Source organism: Curtobacterium sp. MCLR17_045 (genome assembly GCF_003234405.1).
GTDB lineage: Bacteria > Actinomycetota > Actinomycetes > Actinomycetales > Microbacteriaceae > Curtobacterium > Curtobacterium flaccumfaciens.
Genome location: NZ_QKTB01000004.1, coordinates 115,509 through 128,159 on the forward strand (window position 1 = coordinate 115,509; position 12,651 = coordinate 128,159).

The 12,651-nt window shown below is 69.8% G+C and carries 10 protein-coding genes; 3 read left to right on the forward strand and 7 right to left on the reverse strand.

Annotation, left to right across the window (positions count from 1 at the left end; all coding sequences use genetic code 11):
* Positions 1-104 precede the first annotated feature (104 nt).
* Together secG and DEJ05_RS04895 are read left to right on the forward strand one after the other, a co-directional pair.
* Positions 105-356, forward strand: coding sequence for a preprotein translocase subunit SecG (gene secG / locus DEJ05_RS04890; RefSeq protein ID WP_017887256.1), 252 nt, complete (start codon positions 105-107; stop codon positions 354-356).
* 3 nt (positions 357-359) lie between these two features.
* Positions 360-728 carry an RNA polymerase-binding protein RbpA gene (locus DEJ05_RS04895; RefSeq protein ID WP_110862753.1) on the forward strand — a complete coding sequence of 123 codons (369 nt, stop codon included), beginning with the start codon at positions 360-362 and terminating at the stop codon, positions 726-728.
* Between the two features lie 596 nt (positions 729-1,324).
* On the opposite strand, the gene pgl is transcribed toward DEJ05_RS04895, so the two are convergent.
* The 6 genes from pgl to tkt form a co-directional block, all read right to left on the reverse strand.
* Positions 1,325-2,095: a 6-phosphogluconolactonase gene (pgl, locus tag DEJ05_RS04900; RefSeq protein WP_111109889.1), complete on the reverse strand. Its 771-nt coding sequence runs from the start codon at positions 2,093-2,095 to the stop codon at positions 1,325-1,327.
* A 100-nt stretch (positions 2,096-2,195) separates the two neighbouring features.
* Positions 2,196-3,140, reverse strand: a complete 945-nt coding sequence (locus DEJ05_RS04905; protein ID WP_027465684.1) for a glucose-6-phosphate dehydrogenase assembly protein OpcA — start codon at positions 3,138-3,140, stop codon at positions 2,196-2,198.
* Positions 3,137-4,675 (reverse strand): glucose-6-phosphate dehydrogenase, encoded by a 1,539-nt coding sequence (gene zwf / locus DEJ05_RS04910; RefSeq protein ID WP_111029280.1) that lies wholly within the window; start codon positions 4,673-4,675, stop codon positions 3,137-3,139. Before zwf ends, DEJ05_RS04905 begins: the two co-directional genes overlap by 4 nt.
* Before the next feature lie 22 nt (positions 4,676-4,697).
* A complete protein-coding gene (locus DEJ05_RS04915) occupies positions 4,698-6,296 on the reverse strand; it encodes a glucose-6-phosphate isomerase (RefSeq protein WP_111109890.1) in 1,599 nt (532 codons plus the stop codon).
* A complete protein-coding gene (gene tal / locus DEJ05_RS04920) occupies positions 6,296-7,408 on the reverse strand; it encodes a transaldolase (protein WP_111109891.1) in 1,113 nt (370 codons plus the stop codon). The genes DEJ05_RS04915 and tal overlap by 1 nt, the downstream gene beginning before the upstream one ends.
* A gap of 138 nt (positions 7,409-7,546) precedes the next feature.
* A complete protein-coding gene (tkt, locus tag DEJ05_RS04925) occupies positions 7,547-9,640 on the reverse strand; it encodes a transketolase (RefSeq protein ID WP_111109892.1) in 2,094 nt (697 codons plus the stop codon).
* A gap of 424 nt (positions 9,641-10,064) precedes the next feature.
* Here tkt and DEJ05_RS04930 point away from each other — a divergent pair, with 424 nt between their 5' ends.
* Positions 10,065-10,991 carry a heme o synthase gene (locus DEJ05_RS04930; RefSeq protein WP_071403755.1) on the forward strand — a complete coding sequence of 309 codons (927 nt, stop codon included), beginning with the start codon at positions 10,065-10,067 and terminating at the stop codon, positions 10,989-10,991.
* Positions 10,992-11,459: 468 nt separating this feature from the next.
* On the opposite strand, the gene DEJ05_RS04935 is transcribed toward DEJ05_RS04930, so the two are convergent.
* On the reverse strand, positions 11,460-12,434 hold the full coding sequence (locus tag DEJ05_RS04935) for a heme A synthase (RefSeq protein WP_111109893.1): 975 nt from the start codon (positions 12,432-12,434) through the stop codon (positions 11,460-11,462).
* Positions 12,435-12,651: the final 217 nt, after the last annotated feature.

Genomic DNA, 12,651 nt, shown 5'->3' on the forward strand with positions numbered 1-12,651 from the left:
CAGGCGTCGTCGAGGGCAGTCGTCCGCACCACTCCCGTCCAGGTACCGGCCGTGCTCCGCGCGGCCGGTACACTGGTACGGCTGACTGACACGAAAGGTACGTCGTGGCGATACTCTCCGTCGTGCTGCAGGTCCTGCTCGCAATCACGAGCCTCCTGCTCACGCTCCTCATCCTGCTGCACAAGGGCCGCGGTGGTGGCCTCTCCGACATGTTCGGCGGTGGGGTCACGAGCAACCTCGGTGCGTCCGGCGTGGCCGAGCGCAACCTCAACCGCATCACGGTGATCCTCGGTCTGGTCTGGATCGTCTCGATCATCGTGCTCGGTCTCATCAACAAGTTCACGGCGGGGGTCTGATCCATGGCAAGCGGAGGCAGTGCAATCCGAGGGTCTCGCGTCGGCGCGGGACCGATGGGCGAACAGGACCGCGGGGTCCAGGCAGAGCGCGTGGCGATCTCGTACTGGGACGCCCTCGGCAACGAGGTCGTGCGGTACTTCGCCGCGAACCTGCCCGATGAAGAGATCCCCGAGACGGTGGACTCGCCGTCGAGTGGTCTGCCGGCTGGGCGCGACAAGGAGAACCCTCCCGTGGTCTCCAAGACGGAGCCCTACAAGACCCACCTCGCGTACGTGAAGGAACGCCGCACCGAGGAAGAGGCAGCGCAGCTCCTCGAGGACGCGCTCCAGCAGCTCCGAGAGCGTCGCGGCACCGCGGCGAAGAAGAGCTAGCGCACACACGCTGCCGAAGGCCCCTGCACCGATGGTGCGGGGGCCTTCGTGCGTGCGGTGCACGGGTGGCTCGGTCGCCGAGTGGTCACGACACGCCGCGTGCGGTGCGCGGTGGTGGCGCGGAACGTCGCCTGCGGCGCCCGCGGCCGACAGTTCGTGACCGCTCGGCGGAGCCCGGCGGGGAGTCGTGACCGCTCGGCGCTGAGGAGCCGCGTCCGGGTGCCGCGCGGAGTGCCGGGCGCCCGAGGGGTCACGACACGCCGCGTGCGGAGCGCGGTGGTGGCACGAACTGTCGCCTGCGGCGCCCGCGGCCGACAGTTCCTGACCACTCGGCGTCGTTCCGGCGGGGTGTCACGACCACTCGGCGTCGCTCGGCGCCGAGGCGCCGCGCGGAGCGGCGGTTCGCCGAGTGGTCACGACACGCCGCGTCCGGTGCGTCGTGGTGGCACGTTCTGTTGCCTGCGGCGCCCGCGGCCGACAGTTCGTGCCCCCTCGACGCAGGCGCTCGGGCGCGGCGCGCAGTGGGCGCGACCACAGACGGACGGGAGGCCCGGTGCCAGCTGGCACCGGGCCTCCCGTCCGTCAGGAGCGCGCGTCTAGTACGTCGACGCGATCAGGTTCTCGGGGACGTCGCGTGCGGCGTCCTGGTCCACGAAGAAGACGGTGCGCTTGCGACCCTGCACGCCACCGACGGGGACGTCCTCGATCGACGCACCCGCGAGGGCCAACCCGAGGACCGAAGCCTTCTCGGCACCGGAGAGGATCACCCAGACGCGCTGCGAGGCGTTGATCACCGGGAAGGTGACGGTCAGACGCTGCGGCGGCGGCTTGGGGGAGTCGTCGACCGACACGACGGCACGGTCGGTGACCGTGAGTTGCGGGAACTCCGGGAAGAGCGAGGCGGTGTGCCCGTCGGGACCGACGCCGAGCAGCGTGATGTCGAAGCGCGGAGCGACGGCGCCCTCGGGTGCGGCGTCCTGCAGCTCGCGCTCGTACTGGGTCGCGGCGGCCTCGATGTCGAGCCCGCCGTCCGACGCCGGCATCGGGTGGACGTTCGACGCGGGGATGTCGACGTGGTCGAAGAAGTCGGTCTGCGTGCCGATCGTGTTGCGGTCGGCGTCGTCCGACGGGACCCAGCGCTCGTCGACCCACCAGACGTGCACCTTCGACCAGTCGACGCTCTCGCGCGCCGGCGACTGGCCGATCGCGGCGAGGACGAGGGAGGACACCGAGCCACCGCTGATCGCGATGTCGGCACGCTCCTGCTCGTCGAGCACGTCGATGATCTTGGTGATGAAGCGTGCGGCGACCGAAGCGCCGAGGGCCTGCTTGTCCGGGTGCACGAGCACCCGCCGTTCGTTGGTCACGTGACTCCCGTGTTCGTGGCGGCCGACCGGTCGTCCGACCGCCTTCGGTCCGGTCGGGCCGCCTGCACCAGACAGGCGGCCCGACCGTGTGGGGTGTTGATCAGCGGGCGATGGTCTCGCGCAGCTGGGGCACCCCGTGCTTGACGACGTCTCCGAAGAGGACGTCCGGGTCGAGTCTACGGAGTTCCTCGGCCAGGCAGTCGCGCAGGTTGCGGCGTGGCAGCGACAGGTCGTGCGTCGGCTGCCCGGGCATCGAGAGCGTCGCGACGTCCACCAGGGAACGCTCGAGCTCGATGGTGCCGGACTCGCGCACGAGCTTCACGCCGTGGATGCCGCTCGACCCCGTCGCGCGCGGCGACGTGACGACGGACACCGGCACCTGGAGCTGCAGCTGCAGCCAGGCGGCGAGGAGGATCGTCGACGGGCTGTCGGACGCTCCCGAGACCTCAACGGCGGTGATCGGCTCGTACGGCGGCTGGTCGAGCGCCGCGGCGAGCTGGTTCCGCCACAGGGTCAGACGGGTCCACGCGAAGTCGGTGTCGCCCGGTACGTAGGACGCACCGAGCGCCTCGATCGCGCCGTTGGGGTCCTTCTGGGCGGCCGCGTCGGTGATCCGTCGCTGCGCGATGCGGCCGAGGGCCGACGCCGCGGGCTGCTCGGGAGCGGTCTGCGGCCACCATGCGACGACGGGCGCGTCCGGCAGCAGGAGGCCGGTGACCAGGCTCTCCTCGTCGGTCGCGGTCTCGCCGTACGCCCGGAGAACGATGACCTCGCTCGCACCCGCGTCGCTGCCGACGCGGATCTGCGCGTCGAGGCGACCGGGGGACTTCGTGTCACCGCTGTTCTTCGAGACGATGATGACGCGCATCGGGTGCTCGCGGGACGCCTCGTTGGCCGCCTCGATCGCCTCTTCCTCGTGGCCGAGGGCCGTCGAGATGATGAGGGTCAGCACACGGCCGAGGGCGACGGCGCCGCCCTCCTCGCGGATGCGGACGAGCTTCTTCTGGATTTTCGACACCGTGGTGTCGGGCATGTCGATCTTCACGGACGCCTCCAGGTCCGACCGTCGCGGGCGAGCAGGGCGTCGGCGGATGCCGGACCCCACGTGCCGGGACGGTACTGCTCGGGCTGGCCCTGCGTGGCCCAGAACTCCTCGATGGGGTCGAGGATCTTCCAGGACAGCTCGACCTCCTGGTGCCGCGGGAACAGCGGCGGGTCACCGAGGAGCACGTCGAGGATGAGTCGCTCGTACGCCTCGGGGGATGCTTCGGTGAACGCGTGGCCGTAGCCGAAGTCCATCGTCACGTCACGCACCTGGGTGCCGACGCCGGGGACCTTCGAGCCGAAGCGGAGCGTGACGCCCTCGTCCGGCTGGACACGGATGACGAGCGCGTTCTGACCGAGCGGGGACTGCGTGTTGCCGTAGACGTCCTCGGGGACGCGCTTGAACACGATCGCGATCTCGGTCACACGACGGCCCAGACGCTTGCCGGCGCGCAGGTAGAACGGGACGCCCTGCCAGCGACGCGTGGCGATGTCGAGCTTGATCGCCGCGTAGGTCTCGGTGCCGGACTCGGGGTTCATCCCGGCCTCTTCGAGGAAGCCGAGCACCTTCTCACCGCCCTGCCAGCCGCCGTCGTACTGCCCGCGGGCGGTGGCGGTCGACAGGTCCTCGGGCAGACGGACGGCGGAGAGCACCTTCTCCTTCTCGGCACGCAGGTCGGCGGCCTTGAACGAGACGGGTTCCTCCATCGCGGTGAGCGCGAGGAGCTGCAGCAGGTGGTTCTGGATGACGTCGCGCGCCGCACCGATGCCGTCGTAGTACGCGGCACGCCCGGCGACGCCGATGTCCTCGGCCATCGTGATCTGCACGTGGTCGACGTAGTTCGAGTTCCAGATGGGTTCGTACATCTGGTTCGCGAACCGGAGCGTCAGCAGGTTCTGGACGGTCTCCTTGCCGAGGTAGTGGTCGATGCGGAACACGTCGTCGGGCGCGAAGACGCTCTCGACGATCGCGTTGAGCTCGCGCGCGGTGCGGAGGTCGGAACCGAACGGCTTCTCGACGACCACGCGGCTCCAGGAGCCCTCGCGCTTCTCGGTCAGCCCGGACAGCTTCAGCTGCTCGGTGACGACCGGGAACATCTTCGGCGGGATGGACAGGTAGAACGCGTGGTTGCCCAGCGTCCCGCGCTCTGCGTCGAGGTCGTCGACGGTGCGCTTGAGCTCGCGGAACGCCTCGGGGTCGTCGAACGAGCCCTGGACGAATCGGATGCCCTGTTCGAGCTGACGCCAGACGTCCTCGTCGAACGGGGTGCGCGAGTGCTCCTTGACGGCGTCGTGGACGAGCTGGGAGAAGTCTTGGTCCTCCCAGTCGCGACGAGCGAACCCGACGAGCGCGAATCCCGGGGGCAGGAGCCCCCGGTTGGCCAGGTCGTAGACCGCGGGCATCAGCTTCTTGCGTGACAGGTCGCCCGTCACGCCGAAGATGATGAGCGTGCTCGGTCCCGCGATCCGGTTCAGTCGACGATCCGTCGGCAGCCGGAGCGGGTTGCGCTCCGGGGTGATTGCCACCGGTGACATGAGTCGGTGAACTCCTTACGAGTCAGTGGGAGACGGCGGACGCGATCGCCGCGGTGGCGGCGTGGACGTCCGACGTGGTGAGGGTGAGGACCGGCCGGCCGTGCTCGGCGAGGACACTCGCGTCGCCGGCGGCCTGGGCCCGGAGGAGCTGCCCGAACGTGAACGGCCGACCCGGGATCGCCAGGTCGTCCGCTTCGTCGGCCACGATCTGCAGGAACACTCCCGTGGCGGGGCCGCCCTTGTGGTACTGGCCGGTCGAGTGCAGGAACCGGGGGCCGTACCCGAAGGTGACGGGGCGCTCCGTGCGCGCCGCGATCGCGTCGCGCAGCGACTCGAGGCCGCTGTTCGTGGTGCGGTCGACGTACGCCTGCACCGACACGTAGCCGGTCGGGTCGAGTGCGGACAGGAGGCCCGACACGGCTTCCGAGAGCGTCGCACCGACCGCGAGTCCGGGCGTCGCGTGCACGGCGATGCCGTCCTCGGAGAACGCCGGCTCCGCCGGCGCGGGGCGGTCGTCGAGGAGCGCGCGGGTCGCGACCTTCGCGGCCTCGACGTCGGGCTGGTCGAACGGGTTGATGCCGAGCAGGCGACCGGCGACCGCGACGGCGTACTCCCAGACGAGGATCTGGCCACCGAGCGTGCCGGTGATCTCGACCTCGCCCTCGGCCACGTGACGCTCGTCCTCGCGCGAACCGACCAGGCGGATGACCTGGACGTCGGGCAGGCCGGCGGTGACCTCGGGGGAGTCCGCGTGCAGCACGACGGGCAGCAGGCCGCGGCCGTCCTTGCCGGTCGACTCCGCGATCAGCTGTTCGACCCAGTCGCCGAAACCGACGATGTGCGTGCCGTCGGGCACGATGGCGATCTTGTCGCGCAGCGGCTCGGTGCCCGCGAGGACCGCACCGAGCACGAGCCCGGGGTTCTCGTCCAGGTCGACCGAGAGCAGCGCGGAGATCGCGTCGGCCTCGTCGAGGAGCTCGGCGATGTCCGCTCCCGCGAGCCCGGACGGCACGAGGCCGAAGGCGGTGAGCGCGGAGTAGCGGCCGCCGACCGCGGGGTCGGCGGTGAAGACGCGGTAGCCGGCGTCGATCGCCGCGGCCTCGAGCGCGGAGCCCGGGTCGGTGACGACGACGATGCGGCGGGCCGGGTCGATGCCGGCGTCGCGGAAGGCCTGCTCGTAGACACGGCGCTGCGAATCGGTCTCGAGCGTCGAGCCGGACTTCGACGAGACCACGAGCACGGTGCGCTCGAGGTCGGTCGTCACGGCCGCGCGGACCTGTGCGGGGTCGGTCGAGTCGAGGACCGTGAGGGGCACGCCGGCGGTGCGCGTGATGACCTCGGGTGCGAGGGACGAGCCGCCCATGCCGGCGAGGACGACGTGGTCGACCCCTTCGGCACGGAGCGACTCGCGCAGCGCGGTCACCTCGGCGACGAGCGGGCGGGAGACCGAGACGGCCTCCACCCAGCCGAGGCGCTTCGACGCCTCGGCCTCGGCGGTGGTTCCCCACAGATCGGCGTCCTGGGCGGTGATGCCCGAGGCCACCAGGTCAGCGACGAGCCGCGGGACCACCTGTTCGATGGCCCGCGCGGCGTCGCCGCTGGCTGCGATGGAAACCGTCACTACTTGGCGCCCTCGAGCGCTGCCTTGACGGTGTCGACGAGCTCGCCCCAGGAGACGTTGAACTTGTCCACGCCCTCCTTCTCGAGCAGTGCGACGACCTCGTCGTAGTCGACGCCCTGCGCGGCGAGCTGGTCGAGGACCTGCTGCGCCTGGTCGAACGTGCCGGCGATGGCGTCGCCGTGGATCTCACCGTGGTTGAACGTGGCGTCGAGCGTCTTGCCCGGCATCGTGTTGACGGTGTTGGGGGCGGCGAGCTCGGTCACGTAGAGCGTGTCGGGGAGCGACGGGTCCTTGACACCGGTCGAGGCCCAGAGCGGACGCTGCGTGTTGGCGCCGGACTCGAGCAGGCCGAGGGCACGCTCGGAGGCGAACGCCTCGGTCCAGACCTGGTAGGCGAGCTGCGCGTTGGCGATGCCGGCCTTCGACTTGAGGGCCTTGGCCTCGTCGGTGCCGACGGCGTCCAGGCGCTTGTCGATCTCGGAGTCGACGCGCGACACGAAGAAGGACGCGACCGAGTGGATCTTGGAGAGGTCGTGGCCGGCGGCCTTGGCCTTCTCGAGCCCACCGAGGTACGCGTCGATGACGGCGCGGTAGCGCTCGAGCGAGAAGATCAGGGTGACGTTGACGGAGATGCCGGCGCCGATGACCTCGGTGATCGCCTCGAGACCCTCGAGCGTCGCCGGGATCTTGATGAGGACGTTCTCCTTGCCGACCTTCTCGAACAGGAACTTGGCCTGCTCGATGGTCTTGGCGGTGTCGTGCGCGAGGCCCGGCTCGACCTCGATCGAGACGCGGCCGTCGAAGCCCTTGGTCTCGTCGTAGATCGGCTTGAAGACGTCGGAAGCGTTCGCGACGTCCTGCGTGGTGATCGCGAAGATCGCGTCGGTGACGTCGGTGCCCGCAGCGGCGAGCTCCTTGACCTGCGAGTCGTAGCGCTCGCCCTTGGCGAGGGCCGACGCGAAGATCGTCGGGTTCGTCGTCACGCCGACGACGTTCTTCTGCTCGATGAGCTCGGTGAGCTTGCCGGTCTCGAGGAGCTCGCGGGAGAGGTCGTCGAGCCAGATGCTCACGCCGACCGCGGAGAGGGCGGCGGTGGGGGTGTTCTCAGCCATGTGTTTCTCTTCTTCTTTCATCGACGGGTCCGTGAGGACCGTGAGTCGGGGTTTCGGGGACGGGAGGCCCGTGGCGGAACCGAGCCGGGCCTCCCGGAAGAAGGGCCGGATCCGGAAACCGGACCCGGCCCTTGCAGGTCAGGAAGCTGCGATCGATTCCTTCGCGGCGGCCACGACGTGCTCCGTCGTGAAGCCGAACTCCTTGAAGAGCGTCTGGTAGTCGGCCGAGGCACCGAAGTGCTCGATCGAGACGCTGCGGCCCTTGTCGCCGACGATGTCGCGCCAGCTCATGGCGATGCCGGCCTCGACCGACACGCGAGCGGTGACGTTCTTCGGGAGCACCTGGTCCTGGTAGTTCTCGGACTGGGCGCGGAACCACTCGATCGACGGCGCGCTCACGACGCGGGCGTTGATGCCCTCGGCCTTGAGCTGCTCGCGAGCATCGACCGCGATCTGGACCTCGGAACCGGTCGCGATGAGGATGACGTCCGGGGTGCCGTTGGGCGCCTCGGCCAGGATGTACGCACCCTTGGCGACGTTCTTCGCCGAAGCGAAGACCTCGCCGGACGCGTCACCCTCGCCACGCTCGAACACGGGGAGGTTCTGACGGCTCAGCGCGATGCCGGCCGGGCGGTCGGTGTGCTTGAGCATCTCGAGCCACGCGTACGCGACCTCGTTGGCGTCGGCCGGGCGGACGACGTCGAGACCGGGGATCGCACGGAGCGACGAGACCTGCTCGATCGGCTGGTGCGTCGGGCCGTCCTCGCCGAGGGCGATGGAGTCGTGGGTCCAGACGTAGATCGCCGGCGCCTGCATGAGCGCGGCGAGACGGACCGCCGGACGCATGTAGTCGCTGAAGATGAGGAACGTGCCACCGAAGGGGCGGGTGTTCCCGTGCAGGACGATGCCGTTGAGGATCGAGCCCATGGCGTGCTCGCGGATGCCGAAGTGCAGCACGCGGCCGTACGGGTCGGTGCTCCACGTCGACGTCGAGGCCTCGGCCGGACCGAAGGACTTGGCGCCCTCGATCGTGGTGAGGTTCGACTCGGCGAGGTCGGCCGAACCGCCCCAGAACTCGGGCATCAGCGGCGCGATGGCGTTGATGACCTTGCCGGAAGCGGCACGGGTCGAGACGGCCTTGTCGGTCGGGAAGACCGGGAGCGCTGCTTCGAGGCCCTCCGGGAGCTCCTTCGACTGGACACGGTCGAACAGCGCCTTCTTGTCGGCGTTGGCCGCGGCCCACGCGTCGAAGGACTTCTGCCACTCGGCGTGCTCGGCCTGGCCCTTGGCGACGACGCCGCGGGTGTACTCGAGGACCTCGGGGGCGACCTCGAAGGTCTTGTCGGTGTCGAAGCCGAGGATCTCCTTGAGACCCTTGATCTCGTCGGCGCCGAGCGCCGAACCGTGGATCTTGCCCGAGTTCTGCTTGGTCGGCGACGGCCAGCCGATGATCGTCTTGAGGACGATGAGCGACGGCTTGTCGGTGACCTGCTTGGCGGCCTCGATCGCGGCGTGGAGCTCCTCGACGTCCTCGGAGTACTCGCCGGTCTTCTTCCAGTCGACGATCTGGACGTGCCAGCCGAGCGCCTCGTAGCGGTCGGCGACGCTCTCCGAGAACGCGATGTCGGTGTTGTCCTCGATCGAGATCTGGTTCGAGTCGTAGAACGCGATCAGGTTGCCGAGCTGCTGACGGCCGGCGAGCGAGCCGGACTCGTTCGTCACGCCTTCCTGCATGTCACCGTCGCCGGCGATCACGTAGGTGTAGTGGTCGAACGGCGACTGGCCGGCCGGGGTCTCCGGGTCGAACAGGCCGCGCTCGAAGCGCTGGGCGTAGGCGAAGCCAACCGAGGACGCGAGGCCCTGGCCGAGCGGGCCCGTGGTGATCTCGACACCGTCGGTGTGGCCGTACTCCGGGTGACCCGGGGTCTTCGAGCCCCACTTGCGCAGGTGCTGCAGGTCGTCGATCTCGAGCCCGTAGCCGTGCAGGTAGAACTGCACGTACTGGAGGATCGAGGCGTGACCGGCGGAGAGGATGAAGCGGTCGCGGCCGATCCAGGTGGAGTCGCTCGGGTCGCGACGCATCACCTTCTGGAAGAGCAGGTGGGCGAGCGGAGCGAGGCTCATCGCGGTGCCGGGGTGACCGTTGCCGGCGGCCTCGACCGAGTCGGCGGCGAGAACGCGGGCCGTGTCGACGGCCTTCCGGTCGATGGCGTCCCAGGTGAATTCAGCCACTTGGATGTTGACCCTTCTTGATGCGACATGTGCGAGGGCTCGTGCCATCGCACGGACATGTGGCCATCCCGGGGCCGAGTCGTGTCGCCGTCTAGCGGCGGCCGACCGGCTCATCGCGGCCGACGTCATCGGGGCGCGCACTGCGGGAGGGCGTGTCCAGCATAGTGACCCGGTACTCAGAAGGGGTTCAGGTGACCCCCGATGTTCACACCGGGGTGGCCGTCGACGGTCGATCCGGGCGTGTCGAGCGCGTCCGGATCACGCCGGGATGTCGGAGCGGGGCACCGTCGCGGCGCTTCCATCCCGTAAACTGATCGGGACCCGTGGACATTCCGGGTCAGCGCATGCCCGGACGCCGTCGCAGTCGTCCACCGAGTGTGCGAGCTGATGCGAACAGACTGAGGTTCTCTTGCCGACTGCCACCGTGACCCGGCCCGACACCGATCGACCCCGATCGCCGCTGTCCCGCAAGGTCCGTGCGTACGTCTCGTTGACGAAGCCGCGCGTGATGGAGCTGCTGCTCGTCACCACGGCGCCGACGATGTTCCTCGCCGAACGCGGCGTCCCCGACCTGTGGCTCGTCTTCTGGACGATGCTCGGCGGAGCGATGTCGGCCGGTTCGGCGTCGGCCTTCAACTGCTACATCGACCGCGACATCGACCGCCTGATGAAGCGGACCAGCACCCGCCCGCTCGTCACCGGCGAGCTGTCCGACCGCGAGGCCCTCGTGTTCTCGTGGGTGCTCGGCATCCTGTCGACCGCGGTGCTCGGGTTCCTGGTGAACTGGCTCGCCGCGGCGCTGAGCGTCATCGCCATCCTCATCTACGTGTTCGTCTACACGCTGTGGCTCAAGCGCCGCACCCCGCAGAACATCGTCTGGGGCGGCTCGGCCGGCTGCATGCCCGTGCTCATCGGCTGGGCGGGCGTCACCGGGTCGCTGACCTGGACCCCGGTCATCCTGTTCATGGTGATCTTCCTGTGGACGCCGCCGCACTACTGGCCGCTGTCGATGAAGTACCGCGACGACTACGACGCGGCCGACGTGCCGATGCTCGCCGTGGTCCGTGGCCGCACCGTCGTCGGCCTGCAGGTCGTGCTCTACGCGTGGGCGACGCTCGTCTGCTCGCTCCTGCTCATCCCGGTCGGGCACATGGGGCCGCTCTACACGGTCGTCGCGCTGGCCGGCGGCATCTGGTTCGTCGTCGAGTCGCACCGCCTGTACTCGCGGGCCATCCAGCACGTCGAGCACGTGCAGCCGATGCGGGTCTTCCACAGCTCGATCACGTACCTGACGCTGCTCTTCATCGCCGTGGGCATCGACCCGCTGCTGCCGCAGGTCTTCACCTTCTAGGCGGTCGAGCGGGCGCCCGCGCGCTCGGTCCGCACGACGCCGTCGTGTCCAGGTGACGCCGTCGTGTCCAGTCGACACCGTCGTGTCCTGTTGACGCCGTCGTGTCCTGTTGACGCCGTCGTGTCTGCACGACGCCGCCACCCCGCCGAGACGCCGCCGAACCCGGCGGCGTCTCGCGCGTTCGGCGGCGTACCGGCAAGGACACCGGCGTCCTGCGTCGGCCACGAGGCGGCCTGGAGGCGCGGTGCGGGCCCGCCACGGGCCTCCCGTCCGGCGCGACCGCCGTCGGCCGCGGGGCGGACGCGCGTCGCTGCGGACCGCGCGTGGTGCGGATGTCGAGCGACGAAGTCGATGTCGTGCGACGTCCGAGCCCACCCGTTCAGGCCCACCACGAACGCGACACCCCACGAGTCGAACGACTCGTGGGGTGTCGGAGAACGGGTGTCGAGCGCGCGACGCGCCCGGGCGTCAGGCGTCGATGGGTTCCCGGAGGGCGTCTCGGCCGGCCGAGGCCCGCGTCGACAGCACCACGGCGGTCACCGCTCCGACGAGCAACCCGGCGAGCACCATGTGCGTGCCGACGAGCCCGACGGGCAGACCCGTGCGTGCCTGCGTGAGGCCGACAGCGATCTGCAGGAACTCGACGACGAGCAGCAGCAGCGGCCACTTGCTCGGGCGGCCCAGGCGGACGGCTCCGATGACGAGCACCAGGGTCAGGGCGAAGAGGGCGTACGCGGGCCAGGCGTGCACATGCTCCATGACCGCGGGGTCGAACCCGGTGCGGTGCAGACGCCCACCGTCGACGGCGGCGTCGGCTCCGGCGTGCGGGCCGCTGCCGGTGGTCAGGATGCCGACGAGCACGGTCACGACGACGGCGGCGACGGTGCCGCGGACGACACCCGTGTACCAGCGCGGGACGAGGCGCTGGGCGGTGCGCGGGCCGTGCGTCGTGCGGTAGACCAGCGCAGCGGTCACCGAGGTGAGGGCGGCGGAGACGACGAAGTGCAGCCCGACCACGAAGGGGTTCAGGTTCGTCCACACGCTCATGCCGCCGATGACGGCCTGCACGGGGATCGCGACGCCCTGAGCGAACGCGAGCCAGAAGAGTTCGGGGCGCGTGCGGAGCATCCGGACGACCGCGAGGAACATCGCGACGGCCACGATCACGAGCACGAAGGTGAGCAGACGGTTGCCGAACTCGATGATGCCGTGGATGCCCATCTCCGGCGTGGAGACGAGCGAATCCGCCGTGCACTTGGGCCAGGTGGGGCATCCGAGGCCCGAGGCGGTGAGGCGTACCAGGCCTCCGGTGCCGATCAGCACGACCTCGACCACGAAGGACGCCCAAGCCAGTGCGACCACGCGACGGTCGACCACGCGGGGGAGCGACCACCACCGTCCGGTCCGGAGATCCTGCTCGACGGGGGATCCGACGCGTGTCACGAGGGTGGTGCCTTCCTGTTGTTCCGTGCAGTGAACCTGTAGGATTCGAGGGTTCAGCAGCAGTCAAGTCTAGGCAGGCGCCGGCTCCGAATGGGCCGAGATCGCCGATCAACCCACGGACTGCGTGGAACCATTGTCGTTGCGAGGGAGCAGCACCCGGTCCGCATGTCAGCGGTCCGCGGTGGAATGGCGTCCAGACGCCACGGGTTCACACCTG